Origin of the sequence: Flavobacterium foetidum, assembly GCF_004634245.1 — a bacterium.
In the GTDB taxonomy this organism is placed as follows: Bacteria; Bacteroidota; Bacteroidia; order Flavobacteriales; family Flavobacteriaceae; genus Flavobacterium; species Flavobacterium foetidum.
This window is the reverse complement of the sequence record NZ_SJTF01000019.1, coordinates 60952-81091: the sequence shown is the minus strand read 5'-3', so window position 1 is coordinate 81091 and position 20140 is coordinate 60952. Positions and strand designations below refer to the sequence as shown.

At 37.6% G+C, this 20140-nt stretch carries 8 protein-coding genes; all 8 read left to right on the top strand.

Annotated features, from left to right (window positions below):
• Positions 1-131: 131 nt before the first annotated feature.
• The 8 genes from E0W73_RS19940 to E0W73_RS19905 all read left to right on the top strand — a co-directional run bounded on the left by E0W73_RS19940 (position 132) and on the right by E0W73_RS19905 (position 20089).
• The gene (locus tag E0W73_RS19940) at positions 132-890 is read left to right on the top strand and encodes a hypothetical protein (RefSeq protein ID WP_135223801.1); all 759 of its coding nucleotides are present in this window, start codon (positions 132-134) and stop codon (positions 888-890) included.
• Positions 891-1032: 142 nt separating this feature from the next.
• The gene (locus tag E0W73_RS19935; RefSeq protein WP_135223800.1) at positions 1033-4254 is read left to right on the top strand and encodes a SusC/RagA family TonB-linked outer membrane protein; all 3222 of its coding nucleotides are present in this window, start codon (positions 1033-1035) and stop codon (positions 4252-4254) included.
• 24 nt (positions 4255-4278) lie between these two features.
• Positions 4279-6165, top strand: a complete 1887-nt coding sequence (locus E0W73_RS19930) for a RagB/SusD family nutrient uptake outer membrane protein (protein WP_244248522.1) — start codon at positions 4279-4281, stop codon at positions 6163-6165.
• 17 nt (positions 6166-6182) lie between these two features.
• Positions 6183-7832, top strand: coding sequence for a DUF5123 domain-containing protein (locus E0W73_RS19925; RefSeq protein ID WP_135223798.1), 1650 nt, complete (start codon positions 6183-6185; stop codon positions 7830-7832).
• 161 nt (positions 7833-7993) lie between these two features.
• Positions 7994-9634, top strand: a complete 1641-nt coding sequence (locus tag E0W73_RS19920; protein ID WP_135223797.1) for a glycoside hydrolase family 43 protein — start codon at positions 7994-7996, stop codon at positions 9632-9634.
• Positions 9635-9640: 6 nt separating this feature from the next.
• On the top strand, positions 9641-10843 hold the full coding sequence (locus E0W73_RS19915; protein WP_135223796.1) for a glycoside hydrolase family 88/105 protein: 1203 nt from the start codon (positions 9641-9643) through the stop codon (positions 10841-10843).
• 22 nt (positions 10844-10865) lie between these two features.
• On the top strand, positions 10866-12554 hold the full coding sequence (locus tag E0W73_RS19910) for a glycoside hydrolase family 28 protein (protein ID WP_135223795.1): 1689 nt from the start codon (positions 10866-10868) through the stop codon (positions 12552-12554).
• A gap of 251 nt (positions 12555-12805) precedes the next feature.
• Entirely contained in the window at positions 12806-20089 is a 7284-nt protein-coding gene (locus tag E0W73_RS19905) for a pectinesterase family protein (protein WP_135223794.1), read from the top strand.
• Positions 20090-20140: the final 51 nt, after the last annotated feature.

The following is a 20140-nucleotide window of genomic DNA, read 5'->3' as shown; positions in this document are numbered from 1 at the left end:
ACTAATTAACTAACCAATCAAAACCAAAATTATGAACCAAACCAAAAAACTCGCCCGATTTGATTCAGCATTGGCCTATGGCCGAAAAAGAAACCAGAAAAAGAATTATTCATTAGATTAAATTAATGGATATGAAGAAGCTGAAAAAACTTATTATGGGTTTGACTTCGATACTTTTTGTATCGACTTCATGCTCAAATGATGAACTAAAGTACGATAGTTACACAGTAAAATCATTAGATTTTCAATTAAACGGCGTACCATGGAACTTAAATGTCGGAATATCGACAAGACCTCTTTTTATCTATAAAGAAGACGGAAATTATTTTGCAAACTACAGTTCGCTTTATCCTTTTTCGTTAGAAAACGGAAAATATAAATTAGTTGCAACTGATTTTCCAGAGCAGATGATTCCTTCTCCAACAAATCTAAATGAACTGATTGTGACGCAGCCGGCCTTGGCAAATCAACATGTTAATTTATCAGATGCTGTGGCTTACAATTCTCCATTTGAAGAACCTTTAACACTTAATATTATTACTAGGACAGGAATTTTACGTTTAAAATCTCAGGATGTGATAGCCGACAGAAGTTACTCAACGATAAAGACGACAGTGACTGTAAAAAGAAGCGGCTTCAAAGTCTCTGATGCGACTTATGTAAAAGAAGACATGTTTGTTACTAGAAGTAAAGCAACTGCAAGTGGCGGAATAAATTATACAGATGATTTTATTCTGTTTCAAACCGGTGAAGAAGCTAATAACGTTCGGGTAAAAATAGAATGTTTAGACCAGAACATGCAGGTCGTAAAGACAAAAATATTCGATACAGCTTTTCCGATAGAAGGAAGCAAAGTGACCAATGTCGATTTCTTTTTAAATCAGCCTTAATAGAGCTGTTGCAAAACTTATAGAATAGTAAAATCTAATCAGCATTCTTATAGTGGATTACAGTGTCATTACAATGATGCTGTGGCTAAACTCATGCCTTAATAATCCTGATAGAGCTGATAAAAACAAATAATATTTAGTTATGAAGATAAAAAAATATATCTGGAGCATTTTGACCGTCCTGCTTTTTACTGGCGGTGCCTATGCTCAGAAACGCGTAACCGTTACTGGTTCGGTAAGGGACAATATGGGATTTATTCCTGGCGCAACTATTATTGTAAAAAATGAAAACACAAATACGGTAACCGATTTTGATGGAAAATTTAGTGTTACTGTAGCAGATCCCGAAACAGCAGTTTTGATTGTCAAATTTATAGGCCTTAATGATGAAACTGTAGCGCTAAAAGGGCGAACTTCTGGAATTACAGTTCAGATGAAAGAATCTAATAGCGAGTTGAACGAAGTTGTGGTAATTGGATATGGTACACAGAAACGTAAAAACTTGACTGGTGCAATAGCCAGCATAAAAGGAACCGAATTGGCAAAAGTGCCAACAGCATCTGTTGCCGAAGCTTTAGTTGGAAGACTTCCAGGAGTACAGGTTACTACCGTAGACGGTTCGCCAGGATCAGAAGTAAAAATTAGAGTTCGTGGTGGCGGTTCTATTACAGAAGACAATTCACCATTGATCCTTGTTGATGGTTTTGAAGTGGCGAACTTAAATGATATTCCGCCAACGGATATTGAGTCTGTCGAAGTACTGAAAGATGCTGCTTCAACAGCTGTTTATGGTGCTAGAGGAGCAAATGGAGTTATCATTGTTACAACCAAAGTTCCTAAAGCAGGAAAAGTTTCTGTAAACATCCACAATTATACGCAAATTAAAACACTCGCCAATCATTTGGATGTAATGGATCCTTATGAATATGTGATGATGCAGTACGAATACGAGCGTCAGCGTAATTCTAATCCGACTGCATTTTATAATAATTATGGAAAAGCGAGCGAATTATACATTTATAAAGGAAATAAAGGAACCGATTGGCAGGATGAGATCTTTGGCAGTAATCCGATTGCTAGATACACAGATATTAATGTGAACGGTGGAAGCGAAAAAACAAAATTCAAATTCACTTTCGTAAATCAGGATCAGCCTGGAGCTTTGGTAGGAACTGGAATGCGTCAAAATTATGTTTATTTGATTATGAACTCTAAACTGACGGACAATCTAATGTTTGAGTATCAAACTCGTTTAACCAATCAAACCATTGATGGTTCAGGTACAGAAGGAGTGAGTTTGCTTAGGGCTTTGCGCGAAGCTCCGACATCTGGATTGCAAGAATACATGACTTTGCCAGATGATAATACTTATTTTGATCCAGATGATTACGAAGTAAGACCACGATTTAATCCGTTTGAGGAAGCACAAAAAAATTACAGAAAACGCATTAACAGAATATTCAACACCACTGGAGCCTTAACTTGGACAATTAAAAAAGGTTTGACATTGCGTTCTTCATTTGGTTATGAGTATAAATATGAAGAAGATGGACGTTTTTGGGGTACCGATACCAGAACGGCATTAGAGAATAACAATTTGCCATTGGTATACTGGTCTATGAAACAATCTCCGAGATGGCAATTGAATAACGTATTAAACTACGGATTTAAATTAAAAGAACGTCACGACTTCCAGTTAATGATTGGACAGGAGATAAAAGACCAGGAATCTTCTGCTAAATTTTATCGCACCCGTTATTTTCCTGAAGACATTACAGGACCAAAAGCTTTAGATAATTTGGCTCTGGGAACTCCTTTTGATAATGGCTCATTGTCTGAATCTCCTAACAGAATCTCTTCATTTTTCGGAAGAGCAAATTATGGCTACGATGATCGTTATCTGTTTACGTTTACCGTTCGTACAGACGGTTCTACAAAATTTGGACCCGACAATAGATGGGGAGTTTTTCCTGCGGGAGCTTTTGCATGGAGAGTCTCAAATGAGAAATTCTTAAAAGACAATGAGACTATATCCAACCTAAAACTTCGTATGAGTTACGGAGCATCTGGTAACGATAGGATTAAAGCCGATTTGTATGCCAAATATTATGGCGTTTCTAGAGATCGTTCTGTAGGATGGGGAGAAGAAAATCATTATTACTACAATTTTTACAACAGTCAATATCTTAATAATCCAAACGTAAAATGGGAAACGACTTATACAGCAAACGTAGGTCTCGATTTTGGTTTCTTTAAAGAAAGACTGACAGGAACTCTTGATTTTTATTACAATAGAGTAAAAGATTTGTTGGTGCCGTCGGATATTGCCTCAGTTTCTGGATTTACCAAAATAATGACCAATGTTGGTCAGACTTCCAACAAAGGAGTTGAGTTAGCCATCAACGGAAGTGTTATCAAGAAAAAAGATTTTCAACTTGATTTGACTTTTAATATTGGTTACAACAAAAACAGAATTGACAAACTGGCAAGTGGAGAACAAGAATGGATTTTGAGCTCTGGCTGGGCAGGAACACAATTATTGAATGATGATGATTATCGTGCTTATGTGGGCGGAACAAAAGGTTTGATATACGGTTTTGTAAACGATGGTTTCTACACGATGGACGATTTTGAATCTTTTGACGCTGTAACTAGAACTTGGAAGCTAAAAGAAGGAGTGGCAAACTCAAAAAATCTTTCTGGCGAACCACGTCCGGGTAATGCTAAGTTTAAAAAACTGACTCCGACAGACCCAAATGATCCTAATAGTTATGTAGTGGGAGATAAGGACCGAAAAGTAATCGGAGATACGAATCCTGATTTTTCTGGCGGATTTGGTATAAATGCCGTTTACAAAAATTTCGATTTAACCGCTTTCTTCAATTTTATGTCTGGTTTTGATGTTTATAATGCCAATAAAATCATGATGACTTCTTGGTACCAAAACAATCAAAATAATCTAGGTATGGAAGTAGGGCTTAACAATCGTTGGAGAAATTTTGACGATATGGGAAATGACCTTCGTTATTCACCAGATATGCTGGCGAAACAAAATGAAAATGCCACCATGTGGAATCCTACCAGCATTGGGCGTCCTATTGCGATGTCGTATGCAGTTGAAGACGGTTCTTTCCTAAGATTAAATACCTTGAGTCTTGGTTACACACTACCAAAGCAACAAAGCAAAGCAATCGGGTTGAGCAGAGTCAGATTGTACGCCACAGGAAGCAACTTATTTATTTGGACGAACTATTCTGGATACGATCCGGAAATAAATCTAGAGACCGGTCTTACGCCGAATATAGATTACAATTCTTACCCAAGAACACGTAATTATGCTTTTGGTGTTCAGATGTCATTTTAATTAAACGAATTAAATCACATAATGATGAAAAATATAGTAGTAAGTTTTCTGTTAATTTTTGCGCTGTCTTTTACAGCCTGCGAAGATTATTTAGATGTACAGCCTGGATCCGGCTTTACACAGGCAGAAGTTTTTAAATCAGAAAAAGACATTCAATCTGCCATTGCGGGTATTTATACGCTTATGTTGGCAGAAGATGCTTATTCTAATCGCCTTGCATTTGTTTTTAATATGAATACAGACGTCGAAATGTCTGGTATTTCTACCAATACAGTAAACGGAAACGGCTCTGATATTGCCTGTTATGACCCAAAGCCTTATTGGACTACTTTAAATTCGACATGGAATGCCATGTATAAAATTATAAATTACTCCAATGATGTGCTTGAAGGAATTGAAAACTCAGATTTGTACAAAGCAGATCCTAAATCGCAACCTACTAATATAACACAGATGTATGGCGAGGTCAAAACGATTCGAGCCATGATTTATCTAGACATGATTCGTATTTGGGGAGATGTTGTTTTCAGAACAAAATCGTCTACAGGCGATGAGAATTTTGCTGTTGGAGTTACTGACAGAAATACGATTTTGGAGTTTTTGATTGATGACTTAAAATCGGTTGAGCCTTTAATGAAAAATGCCAGCGATTTAGATTACGGAACAGAACGTGCCTCAAGAAGCTTTAATCAAGGTTTGATTGGTTTGCTGGCGCTTACAAGAGGAGGGTGGACGTTGCGTCCTGACGAAGGAAATCCTGCAAGTATCGGACATATGGAAAGAGGAAAGAACCATGAGCAATATTACGATATTGCAATCCAATATCTGGAGAAAGTTATTCAAGGAAGACAGCATGATTTAAAACTGAGTTTTAGAGATTTTTGGGTGAAGCAAAGCAATTGGGAAACACCCGTTAATGATGATGTGATTTTTTCTATTCCGATGTTGAAAAACTCTTCGGGTGAATATGGTTATTTTGCCGGAATTCCGATTGTAGAAGGAAATCATCCTTACGGACCTGCGTCAGGAACTCTTAGTTTATGTGGAGAATATCTTTACACGTTTGATAATAAAGATTTAAGAAGAGATATTACCTGCGCACCGCTTTCATACGATCAAAATCTAAATCAGGTTATACGTCTGGATCTGGCTCGTCTAGCAGTTGGAAAATGGTCCAAATTATGGATGAATAATCCTCTGGGAAGTACTAGTGAAAAAGGTACGGGAATCAATTATTCGTGGATGCGTTTTGCAGATGTCCTTTTAATGTATGCTGAAGCAGTAAACGAACGTTTTGGTCCAAGAGAAGATGCGAAAGAATGTTTGAGACGTGTGAGAAGAAGAGCTTTTGCACAAACAGATTGGTCTGTTAAGGTTGATAATTATGTGGCATCGAAGTCAACTCAAGAAGCATTTTTTAAAGCAATAATGGATGAACGTAAATGGGAATTTGGTGGCGAAAGCAAACGTAAATTCGATTTGGCACGCTGGAATAAATTCAGTGAGGTGATTTACAATCAATACTACAAACTTTATAATTGGGGACGTGTAGCCAATGGAGCTTATGTTCCGGGCATCGATTTGGTTCCAGGAAGTATTTACTATAAAAATATTCCAGATCCTGTTAATTCTGGCAGAACCATTTTAGATATAAAAGGAATAGATGAAATTCTGCAGGCACGTCCTGCTGGCTACACAGAATTGCCTTTTGCGGTAAGCTGGTATTCATTAAACAATGAAACCTTGAGTTATGAGCCACGAAACGACATAAAATGGAGTTTTAGAGGATTTATAAATTATAATAATGCTTCATCTGTGTCGCCAACTACGCCACTTCGTTATTTATGTCCTTATCCATCTAAGGTTATTACAGATCATAGAGGAGCCATCCAAAATCATTACGGTTTTTAATCTTAATTCGCCAGAACATGAAAAAAATTAAAAAATCAATATATATCTTATCATTTTTGAGCTTGATAGCCTTTGCAAAAATGTTAATATCCTGTGAGTCTGATGAATTCAAATACAAAGCGGTTGACGATTTATTCCAACCAAAGTTTGTGCTTCCGGCTCCTTTAGTAAAAAGCAATTCAATCGCAATAGTTTGGTACAAGGTAAATGATTCGGCATCGTATACGGTAGAGTTGCATTTGGATAATTACTATAAAAGTCTTTACAAGTCTTATACAACGACAGACACCCAAATTTTGATGGATGATATTCCGTATAAAACGCAGTTCTATATACGAGTAAGATCCAATCACAAATTAAGTGGTCACAATTCGCAATGGGCTTATACCAATGCGCTTACAGAAGACAGACCTGCATTTGATGCCATTTTGCATCCGATAGAAAAAGTGAATATTACAGAAACAGAAGTTACAGTAAGTTGGGAAGTTTCTTCTAAGAATCCGGTTGATAGTATTTCTGTGGTTCCTGCGCAATCTGCAGAAATTGCAGCTATCGGGCGTAAGCTTACTTCGGCAGAAATTAGCAAAGGCGAGGCAACCGTTACTGGTTTGGAGAAAAACACATTATACAATGTAAATATCTACGATAACAATAAACCTAGACGTTATGACAAACCTTATAATCAGGTGTCTTTCCGTTCTGCAGGACCTTCAGCATCGACAATTATCGTTACAAAAGGAATGGATTTAGATGCCTTGTTACGAGCAAATAACGATGACCCAACAGTGCCAGAAGGAACAGAATATTTCTTAGAAGCAGGTTCATTGTTTAAAATTACGCCATTTACAATATCAAAAGGATTTAAGCTGACAGGAGGAACTCAAGGAGAACGCCCTCAAATTGAGATGAACGGTAACTGGAATATTGCAGAGGGTTCTTATTTATCTTCTTTAGCCTTCGAAAATATTCGTTTCTACCAAACAATAGATGCCAGTTATTTCTTTAACAGTGGTACGGCTTGGAAAGTCGATGAAATAACATTCTACAACTGTGTGTTTAATTATTTCAAACGTGGCTTCTGGAGACATCAAGGAAATGGTAAATACAAAGAAATCGGAAATTTTGATATGAGCTATTGCACCTTTGATCAGGTAGGAGGACACTCAGGTCCTTATGGAACATTTGCTTTTGGTTCTGCCGGAGCTGATAATGTAAAAAGAGCGGTTTTCTCTAATTGTACTTTCATGAGAGATTACTACCAGACAACAGATAAAAATAGAAACTTCAAAAATTTATTTGATTACGGAACATCAGCGTATCCGATACATTTGGAGTATCAAAATATTACGATTTATGATTATGCTTACAACAGATCATTGATCAATATTCCAGCGGCAGTAGGATCTACACTGATTTTCAAAAATGTATTGCTAGCATCGGCTTGCGGTAAAGTTATTCAGGCAATTGCTGCGAATACGCCTACTACTTATGGCAACAATTACACTACTGCAGATTATCTTCTTGGTGCGGCTGCTATTCAGGGAACAGAATTAGGAGTAAGCGCCCAGGATTTATTTGTAGATCCAACGAACGGAAATTTAATGATTAAAAATTCGAATTCTCCAATTGTTACAAACAAAGTTGGAGATACGAGATGGCTTCCTTAAAGATTGATTAATTGTTTAGGTTCAGTACTATATGAAGTATCCTTGTGGTTAGGATACTTCAGAGTACTGTTTGTAAAGGCATATCAGTAAAAAAGAAGAAAACAGCTTTGGGTTTTAGAATTCAGGCTGTTTTTATATCAATAAAGTAAAAACAATTAAAAATGAAATTTAGACAATTACTGCTATTGCTGTTAGTATGGTGTTCTGAAGCTGAAGCTCAGGGATGGAATGCCGATTTAGGAAACGGAAAATATAAGAATCCAATTTTGCACGTAGATTACTCCGATCCAGATGTATGTGCAGGTCAGGATGGCTATTATATGACTGCTTCAAGTTTTAACAGCAGTCCGGGACTCCCAATCCTTCACTCAAAAGATTTGGTGAATTGGCAGTTGGTTGGATATGCATTGCAAAATCAATTTCCGGTAGAGCATTATCGTACCGTTCGACATGGAGATGGAGTTTGGGCACCGTCTATTCGTTATCATAATGGAGAATACTTTATTTATTGGGGAGATCCAGATTTCGGAATTTATATGGTGAAATCTAAAAATCCTGCGGGTGTTTGGGAAGAACCGGTTTTGGTAAAAGAAGCCAAAGGAATAATCGATACTTGTCCGTTTTGGGATGAAGACGGCAAAGCTTATCTATCTTATGCCTTTGCTGGAAGCCGAGCCAATGTAAAAACCGTTTTGATGCTTTCTGAAATGGCATTAGACGGAACAAAATTAATTGGAAATCCTTCATTAGTTTTCGACGGACATAAAGGTCACACTACTGTTGAAGGATCTAAAATGTACAAGCGAGACGGATTTTATTGGTTAATGGCTCCGGCTGGAGGTGTAAAACCGGGTTGGCAGTTGGCCATGCGCTCCAAAAATGTTTGGGGGCCTTATGAGTTTAAAGTCGTTTTGCATCAAGGTGACACACCAATGAATGGCCCTCATCAGGGAGGTTATGTAGAAACGCCAAATGGAGACGGCTGGTTTATCCATTTTCAGGATCGCTGGGCTTATGGCCGAGTGGTAAACTTACAACCTGTAACATGGAAAGACAACTGGCCGATTATGGGAGTTGATTCGAATAAAGACGGAATTGGTGAACCCGTTCTGGAATGGACAAAACCAAATGTTGGGAAAATTTATCCTGCAACGCCTTTGATTTCTTCAGATGAATTTAATAGCCATCAATTGGGATTGCAATGGCAATGGCAAGCCAACCAAGATCCTGCGAAACATTGGGGATGGTCTTCGGCTAATTTAGGTTTTATGCGTTTGAATTGTGTTCCGAGGGAAGACAATGTCAAAACCATGTGGATGATGCCGAATCTTTTATTGCAGAAATTTCCAGGAGCAAATTTTACGGCGACTGCAAAACTAACTTTTGAAAATAATCCCGAAGCAGGAATCAGTAATTCTGGTTTGATTGTTTTTGGGGAAGATTATGGATATATCGCTATAGAACAGGATAAAATAGGGAATTTAAATCTGGTGCAGCGTTCGCTGAAAAATGCCCGAACTTCTAAAGAAGCTGAAAAAGAAATGGCTGTAATTCCCATTAATAAGAAAGAAGTTTATCTGCGAACGAAAGTAGAAATGATTCAGAATAAAGAGCCTTTTGATGCCCGAGTTACTTTTTATTACAGTCTGGACGGTAAGAGTTTTAAAAAGCTGGGAGAATCGTTTAAACCAAGCGCCGGAAGATGGGTTGGCGCTAAAATCGGACTTTTTGCCTCGGGAACAAAAGCGGTTAACGACAGCAGCTATGCTGATTATGATTGGTTTAGGGTCGAAGAAAATTAAGAAATTATGAAACAGCAACTAAAATATTGTGTTCTCGCATTGTTAGTTTATTTACTTTCATTCGGACAATCACAAGTTACGCCAATTGAATGGGCTAAGAAAATGGCCGATTCAGACCAAAAAAGAGTTCCAAATCCTGTGTATCTCGATGGCGTAAAATTTCCGAAATGGAATTATACCAATGGTTTGGTTACGCTCGCTAATCAGCAGTTGTATGATTATACCAAAGAAGCGAAATATTGGGATTACGGACTTTCGTATGCCGAGCAACTTATTGATAAGGACGGAAAAATCGGAGGTGGTTACGAACTTGAGAAATACAGTTTGGATTTAATTAATTCGGGCAAAATACTTTTTGAGATTTATGCTAAAACCAAAGACGAACGCTATAAAATAGCCATGGATATGCTTCACAAGCAATTAGAAGGTCATCCAAGAAATTCAGACGGCGGTTATTGGCATAAGAAAAGTTATCCGTGGCAGATGTGGCTGGATGGCGTTTATATGGCCGATCCTTTTTCTGCACAATATGGATTGGTTTTTAATGATTCGAAAGCAATTGATGACGCTATTTTACAGGCAGAATTGATTCAGAAACACACATACGAACCTAAAACTGGTTTGAATTTTCATGGTTATGATGAGAAGAAAGTTCAGTTTTGGGCGAATAAAACTACTGGAACTTCTTCGCATGTTTGGGGACGCGCGCAAGGCTGGTATTGTATGGCATTGGTCGATATTTTAGATTTTGTTCCTGAAAGCCATCCCAAACGAAAAGATTTAATAAAAATTCTTCAAAAAGTTTATCGAGCAGTCTTAAAAGCTCAGGATACTAAAACAGGCGTTTGGTGGCAGGTTATGGACCAGCCAGGAAGAAAAGGAAATTATCTGGAATCGACTTGTTCTGCCATGTTTGTCTATTCATTTACCAAAGCCTATAACAAAGGTTATGTAGACAAAAAGTTTTTGACATCGGCAAAAAAAGGTTTTAATGGAATCTTGAAAGAGTTCATCAAAGAAAACCCTGACGGAACGATTTCTATAACAAAATGTTGTGCGGTTGCTGGATTAGGCGGGAAAAATCCGCAAGATCGCGACGGCTCATTTGACTATTATATTTCGGAACCCATCAGAGATGATGATGCAAAAGCAGTCGGGCCTTTTATTATGGCGGGTATCGAACTTCAAAAAGTTTTAGACAAAAAATAATGTTTCCCAAACAACAATAATTATGATAAAAATTAAAAATGCTCTTCTTATAACAGTATTTCTTTTTACTGCTTTTTCGGGTATTGGTCAAAAGAAAGAAACTTCAAATCTGAAAGCAAAAAAAGCTGATTCAGGTTTAAAACTTCCGTTTAAAATGCCCGAAATACAGATTCCGATTTTTAAAAAAGATACATTGAATATTGTCGATTTCGGCGCGGTTCCCAATACAGAAGAACTTTGTACAAATGCGATTAACAAGGCAATAGAGAAATGCTCGGAGTCGGGCGGTGGCGTTGTGGTAATTCCGGCAGGTTTATGGACAACTGGACCGATAAAAATGAAAAGCAATGTAAATCTCCATACCCAAAACGGTGCATTTATTTCTTTTACGAGTGATTTAAAACAATACAAACTCATCGAATCTTATTTTGAAGGTAATAAAGTCATTCGCTGTGAATCGCCTATTATGGGCGTTGGCCTAGAAAATATCGCCATTACCGGAGAAGGTATTTTTGATGGAAATGGCGCTAAATGGCGCCCAGTAAAAATTGGAAAAATGACTGCGGGCCAATGGAACGAACTCATAAAATCGGGTGGTGTTTTATCTAAAGACGGTAAAATCTGGTACCCATCAAAAGGAGCTTATTTGGGTAATGAAGAAAAAGACAAACTGCCTAAAAAGCAAACGGTAGAAAACATGGAGCCTTATAAAGAAGCGCTTCGTCCGGTTATGGTCAATTTTGTGAACTGCAAAAAACTGCTTTTAGACGGTGTTACGTTTCAGAATTCTCCGGCTTGGAATGTCAATCCGTTAATGTGTGAACATCTTACGCTGCGCAATTTGACTATCAGAAACCCTTGGTATTCTCAAAATGGCGATGGTTTGGATTTAGAATCCTGTCGAATCGGATCGGTAACCAACTGCCGTTTTGATGTTGGAGACGATGCAATCTGCATTAAATCAGGAAAAGACAAAGAAGGTAGAGAACGCGGAAAACCGACAGAATTGTTTGTAATTACGGATTGTGTCGTTTATCACGCACACGGAGGTTTTACCATTGGAAGTGAAATGTCGGGCGGAGTTAAAAATATTTATGCCAAAAACCTGACGTTTAACGGAACAGACTGCGGTCTTCGTTTTAAATCAGTTCGCGGGCGTGGAGGCATTGTAGAGAATATCTGGATGGAAGACATCCGAATGAACAATATTCCGACAGACGCCATCAACTTCAATTTGTATTATTTTGGAAAATCGTTGAAAGAAGATAAAGACACAGGCGAAGTGGCAGTCGCAAAAGAGCCGATTTCAGAGGAAACACCTGCATTCAAAAATATGTACTTCAAAAACATTTATGTCAACGGCGCTTCTCAGGCTATGAAAATTATGGGAATTCCAGAAATGCCTGTTTCAAATATTCAGTTTGAGAATATGATTATTCGTGCAGATGTTGGCATTCAGATGAATTATACCAGTAAAATCGAATTCAAAGGTTTGGATTTGAGATTGGATAAACCCGGAATTGCGGTTAGCTTTTCGAACAGTCAGAATGTCAACATTCAGGGCTTTAAATCGACTGGAGAAAACCAAATGTTTTGGGTAGGCGGAAGTGCAACAAAGGATATCACATTAAACAGCGAAGGCAGAAAAATGATTTGGGATAAAGACGTAAAAGTCTTAGAAGCGATTAAAAATGAAGTAAAAATTAATTGAGTTTTTTACCATTAAGACATTAAGAGCATTAAGCTAAGCTTTGCGTTAAACCTTAACTGACTTAATCTCTTAATGGTGAAAAGAAAATTAAGCTTTGCTCTTTTAGAATACTTAGCTTAATGCTCTTAATATCTTAATGGTAGAAAAAATTTACAGTTAAAAATTTAAAATTTTATAAAACCGTCAAAAGGATGTGAAGATAAAAAGTCCTTTTGACAACTATTTACTAACTAAAACCAACTTTAAACCAAATGAAAAAACAATTTATTCACCTTTTCCTCATACTGTTTACAGTAATGGGGTTCTCTCAGACAATTGAGAGAATTGAAGCCGAAACCTTTAATCAGGCTTCAGGAGCAAGAAAAGAAACCAATGCTTCTCTTTCGGGAGGAGGAAACGTGGGTTATATTAAAAACAATACCTGGATTAAATTTAATTCGGTCAATTTTACTGAATTTGTAACCCGTTTTGATATCGCTGCAGCGGGAGCAACAGGCGGAACTATCGAATTGAGATTAGGATCGGAGACAGGAACCTTAATTGGAACGGCAACCGTTTCAGGAAGCACCAGTTTTACAGATTATAAGAAGTTTTCGGTAGCAATTCAGCCTACGACAGGAACTTATGATTTGGTGTTCCTTTTTAAACATCCAACCAACACTGGATATTTATTCAATCTCGATTATTTCGAAAAAGTTACAGATAATCCAAATGCTGTAACACACAAGCTGACGACCAGTGTTAATCCAGTAGCAGCAGGAACGATTACGCTGAATCCTGCAGGAACTACTTTTGTAAAAGGAAGTGAAATTAAACTGACAGCGAATAAGAACTTCGGTTATAACTTCAAGCAATGGGTAGATGATAAAGGCGCTGTAGTTTCAACCGAAAATCCGTTGACTTATACCATAAATGCTGATGCGACTTTAATTGCGCAGTACGATGCTGTTGCAACTTATACTCTCAATGTAAATACAAACGGAGCTTTTGGCCTTGGAGATTATACCATTGCTCCTGCAGGTAAAGACGGTGCTTTTTCGGTTTATGAAAACGGTACAAATGTTACGATAACGGCAGTTGAAAATGATATTGTGAAGTTCAGCAATTGGTCAGATGGTTCTACTTCATTGAGCACTTCAGTAGTGATGAATCAAAACCAAACGGTTACGGCAACTTTTGCCAATCAGACTTTTATTGCAGGATGGACATTCAAAACGGATCAATACGCAAATCCACGTGTAGCGGAATTATATTCTAAAATAGAAAACCGACCTCAGTTAATGGCGTATAATGTCGCCGATAATGTCTTGGCTCCAAACGTAAGATTGCAGAACAGAGGCGGAAAAAACGGCTTTTGTGTCTGGAATACCGAAAGGGGGAATTTCTATTATTTTATGACGACACTTTCGACAGTAGGATATAAAAACATAAACGTTGCATCGGGATTACTAGGTTATTATTATGGTGCTGACGAATGGACTTTCCAATATTCATTAGACGGAGTAAATTTTGTGAATGTTTCGGCTTTAACAACAATAAATACCAATACAATTACTTCTATTGGCGGAATACTTCCTGCTGAAGCAGAAGGAAAAGAAAAAATCTATTTGAGATGGTTTCCAAACATAAACGGAACAAAACATGGTTCGGCTACAGATGTTACTGCTACTATTTTATCTAATTTAATGATTAAAGCCGATGAGGTTTTGGTGGTGGATACCAATGCGCCAGTTTTAGAATCTTCATTCCCTGCTGAATTGGCTAGTTCGGTTGGAGCGAATGGAAACATTATTTTAAATTATAACGAACAAGTTCAGTTTGGCGCTGGGCAAGCTGTTTTAAACGGAAAAAACCTCAATGCGGAGTTTATCAATAAAACGGTAAAATTCAGTTATTTCGGATTAGAGTATAACAAACAATATACTTTTACAATACCAGCAGGATTTATAAAAGACCTTTCTGGAAATGATGGGCCGGCTTTAAGTCTTTCCTTCAAAACAATGGAAAAACCGGTTCCTGTTAAACGTAATTTTGATTTGATTGTAGATGCCAATGCAACAGACGAACAGATTGCTTCAAAAAAATATGTCAAAACGATAGCAGAGGCATTTAATTTGGCACCAAATAATTCGGCTTCAAGATTTCTAGTGCTGATTACAAACGGAACTTATAATCTGGGCGGAGACGGAACAAATCCGCAGGACATTATTTTGAAACTTCCGTCAGGTAAAAACAATGTTTCCTTAATTGCGCAATCTAAGGATAAGGTAATTTTGCAGGGAAATCCGGGTTGGGGAATCAAAAATGCCGTTCTTTCTATTGAAGCCAATGATTTATACATGGAAAACGTAACCATTGAACACAAAGACGGAATCACAACTTCGGGACAAAGACCGGCATTAAATCCGGCAGGAGACCGAAATGTTTATAACGGAGTTCGTTTAAGAAGTAAACAAGACACTCAGGTTACAGGTGGAAAAAGAAGTTTCTATTATAAATCGACCATTGAAGGCGATGTGGATTTTATCTGCGGAGGTGGAACACATTGGTTTGAAGAATGTAAATTGGTTTCGGTTGCTTCGGGTTATATCGTAGCACCAAATCATGACGCCGCAACTCAATATGGTTATATTTTCAATAACAATACCATTACAGCAACCACGAGTTATTATTTAGGCCGTCCGTGGCAGAATTCGCCTAGAGCGGTTTATCTGAATACCAAAATGATTAACGAACCAAATGTATTGGGTTGGGCAAGTATGGGAACGTTGCCGGCACTTTTTGCAGAATACAACAGTGTAAACGGAAATGGAATTGCAGTTAATACCGATAACAGAACTAAAACATTTACTGTGGATGGTGTAGCAAAAACAGGAAATTACAATCCGGTTTTAACCAAAGCTCAGGCAGATGAATTTACGATAGAAAATGTATTGAGTGGTACAGACAAATGGGACCCTAGAACCATTGTAGAGCAAGTTGCAAAACCTTCTAATCTTGTGGTTTCAGAAAAGAATACTTTAAAATGGGATGAAAATAAGTATGCGATGTGTTATGTAATCAGTAAAGAAGGCAAAATCGTAGCTATTACAACAGATGCCCTTTATGCCGATACCGATACAAAATCAGGAACTTATAATTACACAATTCAATCGGCCAATGAATACGGCGGATTGAGCGATGTAAGCAGTATAAGTATGACGATTGGCGGTGTAATAAAATCTTCTATTACGTATTTAAATTCAATTGACGGAACATCAATTGCTGGTTTAACTCCTGTTGAATACACAGAAGGAACAGCTTTGACTTTACCAGTACCAACTTTAAATGGTTATACTTTTTACGGATGGTCAGATTCTGCAACAGTCCCAAATACACTTAAAGAAATTGCTGCGACAACAACAGGAAATCAGACTGTATATGCTTACTGGGGAACCGCTGGAAATAATAAACCAGATGAGGTAACACCTCCAACTAATTTCGATTATGATTTTACAGCCGCTGTAAATAAAAATTGGGATAACGCTGGAAATTTTAATCCTGCAGAAATGCCTGTTGCAGGTAAAACCGTTTCGTGTACGAAAGAAATTGAAACCACAGCAACTGTCTTTCCAGCCGATATGACTTTCTCCGGCGCAGGTACACTACGTTTAAGAGGAGCGCATAAATCAACTGGAAATCTAACTTTCAAAGACGGAACGCGTGTGTATTACAATACCAGTGGAGCAGGAATGACTTTAGAAGCACCAATGATTATTTCAGGGAATGTCAAATTTGAAATGATTTCAGGTATTGCTAATCAAACGATAATGACTTTAAGCGGACCTATTTCAGGAAATGGAATTGTTTCTCCACTAAATACAGGTCAGGGAGTGAATGCGAATACAGGAACTTTATTGTTGAAAGGAGATAACAGCGAGTTTATCGGAACTTGGGACGTGACGCAAAAAAGCATCAAATTTCCAGCCTTAAATTATCCAACTGTAATTGAGGGAGCTTCGGCAAATGCTTTTGGTTCAGGAACGATAAAAATTGGTCAGGACAATTATATTGTTTTCAGCCATGAACGAGCGGCTGGTTCTAATTTAAATTTGATTATAACAGAAAACGGAAAAGCATCTTTAAATACCGTTTTGAATGTTCAAAAACTGACGATTAACGGAGTAGAATTTAAAGAAGGAACTTACGATAAAACAACAAATCCGGAATTTTTTACAGGCGAAGGAAAAATCGAAGTTAAGAAAGAAGCGACTGGCGGAGGTACTGAAACAATTCCAGCATTTCCGGGAGCAGAAGGTTATGGTAAATATGTAACTGGAGGTCGCGGCGGAAAAGTAATTTATGTAACGAATCTGAATGATTCCGGAGCAGGTTCTCTTCGTGAGGCCATTAATCAGGCTGGGCCAAGAATTGTGGTTTTTAAAGTATCTGGAAATATCGAACTGAAAAGCGAATTGAATATTACGGATAATATTACCATTGCAGGACAAACAGCTCCGGGTGGTGGAATTACTTTGAAAGATTACAATGTTAAGGTAAGAGGAAATAATATTATCCTGCGTTATTTACGTTTTAGAATGGGAGACACTTATGATGTCGAAAATGATGCTTTAGGTGGTCGTTTTCAAAAGAATATTATTGTAGACCACTGTTCGATGAGCTGGTCAACTGACGAATGTGTTTCTTTCTACCAAAATGAAAACTTTACCATGCAGTGGTGTATCATTTCTGAAAGTCTACGAAACTCTGTTCATGCCAAAGGAGCGCACGGTTACGGAGGTGTTTGGGGAGGTAAAAATGCTTCGTTCCATCATAATTTGTTAGCGCATCATGACAGTAGAAATCCAAGGTTAGGAGAATATGCCAATGATATTTTCGCTAAAACCGATTTAGTTGACATTCGTAATAACGTAATTTATAACTGGGGCGGAAACAGCTGTTACGGTGGAGATGCCATGAATGTAAACTTGGTAAACAATTATTGGAAACCTGGCCCAGGAACTTCGAATTCTACCAAAGAACGTATTTTATCTACAGGAAGAAGTTTAGATACGACTTCGCCTTTATACGGCATCTGGGGTAAATATTTTGTGGATGGAAATTACGTTGTAGGTTCTGAAAGAGCTACTCAAGATAACTGGACATATGGCGTTTACAGTCAGTTTCATGGTAGTCAGCTTCCTGTGAGCGATGCCGATAAAGCCGCATTAAAATTAAGTACGCCTCACGCATCAGGTGAGATAACAACGCATAGTGCTACAAAAGCATATCAATTGGTTCTTGATAATGCAGGAGCAAATCTTTTTAGAGATGCAGTTGACAAAAGAGCAGTAGATGATACTCGCTCCGGTACAGCAAGTATAATGAACGGAGGTAACGGAAGTACAAACGGTTATATCGATACACCATCGGCAACTGGTGGATGGCCAGTTCTGCCTACTGGTACAGCTCCTGTAGATACAGATGGAGACGGTATGCCTGACGCGTGGGAAACTGAAAAAGGTTTAAATCCAGCAAGTGCAGCCGACGGAAACTTAAAAACAGTTGACGGAGTTTATACAAATATTGAAGTTTATATCAACAGTTTAGTCAATCACATTACAGCGGTTCAAAACGGAAGTTTGGATGTGTATGTAAATCCGCAGAATTTTGTGGAGAAATACAACGCTGCAGAAGACGGTTCAAAGTTTATAATGGCAAGCGGAACTTATACGACAAGCACAGCGCTTGCGGTTAAAAATCATAAATACACTTTTGTTCCTGACGAAAATGCAAAACCAGTGTTTGCAGGTGCTTTTTCATCTGATAAAGCCGAAATCTTTTCAGGAAGTATGAGTTTTACGGGAGTTGATTTTGATTTAACCAATACACATTCTAATCTTTTACAATTTAAAAATGGTTCTGGATTGAATGTTTTTGAAATCAAAAATGCATCGATTAAAGGGATTAAACAAAGTTTATTGGTCACAGAAGGAGCAAGCGATAATCCAATTTCTAAAATAGTTTTGGAAAACTGTGTTGTTGACGGAACAGCTTCTGAAAGCGCCAATTTTATTCAGCTGGATTCTCATATTGTAAATACGATTTCAATTAAAAATTCAACAGTTTTTAATTACAAAAAAGGAAATAGTTTTATAATGCTTCAGAAAAAAGATGCGGTCAATGAAAGCTTAATTGTTGCGATTGAAAACAATACCATTCATAATTCAGGAACTCAGGATGGTTTTGTGTTTATCAGTAATCAATACAGCAACACTTCGACTTATACCTTTAAAAACAATATCATGCAGGACGAACGTGAAAATCCAAAACCGATTGTAATGTTCAATTCTAATCATACCAGCGGTGCAGGAAAAGCGGTATTTGATAATAATCTTTTGGTTGGAGTAACTTCCCAATCAGTTAAAGGAACAGTTACGGTTACTGAAACTAATATTAAAACAATTAATAATTTAGGATTGTTATCACTGTCATTTCCAAATCCTGTTTCGGGAGATTTTAGCTTCTCTAAAAATTCTCCTTTAGCGAAAGCTTCACTAGAAGGAGGGATAATTGGAGACCCAAGATGGCTAAAAGCAGATGCTAAGTTTTCACTAATAAATTATGTGAATTCGATAGACGGAAAAGCTATCACACTTTCTCCAACTGAATTTATGGAAGGAGCTGTAACCAATTTACCAACACCAAAATTAGAAGGCTATACTTTCTTTGGATGGTCGGCTTCTGCAGCTACTCCTGGATTACTTAAAACCATTCCGACAACAGCAACAGGAAATCAAACGTTTTATGCGTTTTGGGGCGAAGGAGGAAACAATAAACCTGACCCGAAACCTATTGTAAAATCGGGAGTTACCTATATGAATTCAATCGATGGTAAAGCTATCTCTGGATTAACTCCTATTGAATATACGGAAGGAACTGCATTGACTTTGCCTATTCCAACTTTAAAGGATTATACTTTCTTCGGATGGTCATTTTCTGCAACAACACCAAATTCGATTAAAGAAATTGCAATTACAGCAACAGGTAATCAAACCTTTTATGCCTTTTGGGGAGTTGACGGGAATAACAAAAAAGATGAGGTAATTCCGCCGACATTCTATAGTATTGCTTATTTGAATCTGCCATCTGGAGCAGTTAATCCAAATAAAACAAGTGCACAGACCGGAACAGCTTTTGTTTTAGAAGAAGCACAAGCTATTGGTTACCGATTTTTAGGATGGTATGCTGATGCTCTATACGGTAAAGAAGTAACTGGTTTCAGTGCTACTCAAAAGGAAAATATAACGGTTTACGGACGATGGAAAAAACTGGGAGAGTTTTATGCTTTTCCGACTATCAGTTCTGGAAAAGTAACTTTAAAGTCAAATGTCGATTATGATCGTGTTGCAATTTTTAGCATGAACGGAATGATGATCAAACAAATTGATATTTATGGATTAGAAACGGAGATTTCTACTTCTGACTTAGCATCAGGCAGTTATTTTATTAAAAGCCTGAAAACAGGATTATCAGCTAGAATTATAGTCAAATAAGTTTAGAATCAAGGGATGAAAGTTTCATTTTCATCCCTGCGTTTAGCAGAT

Coding starts and splice junctions, on each gene's coding strand:
- E0W73_RS19940 (WP_135223801.1), top strand. CDS start 132: ATGAAGAAGCTGAAAAAACTTATTATGGGTTTGACTTCGATACTTTTT.
- E0W73_RS19915 (WP_135223796.1), top strand. CDS start 9,641: ATGAAACAGCAACTAAAATATTGTGTTCTCGCATTGTTAGTTTATTTA.
- E0W73_RS19935 (WP_135223800.1), top strand. CDS start 1,033: ATGAAGATAAAAAAATATATCTGGAGCATTTTGACCGTCCTGCTTTTT.
- E0W73_RS19910 (WP_135223795.1), top strand. CDS start 10,866: ATGATAAAAATTAAAAATGCTCTTCTTATAACAGTATTTCTTTTTACT.
- E0W73_RS19925 (WP_135223798.1), top strand. CDS start 6,183: ATGAAAAAAATTAAAAAATCAATATATATCTTATCATTTTTGAGCTTG.
- E0W73_RS19905 (WP_135223794.1), top strand. CDS start 12,806: ATGAAAAAACAATTTATTCACCTTTTCCTCATACTGTTTACAGTAATG.
- E0W73_RS19920 (WP_135223797.1), top strand. CDS start 7,994: ATGAAATTTAGACAATTACTGCTATTGCTGTTAGTATGGTGTTCTGAA.
- E0W73_RS19930 (WP_244248522.1), top strand. CDS start 4,279: ATGAAAAATATAGTAGTAAGTTTTCTGTTAATTTTTGCGCTGTCTTTT.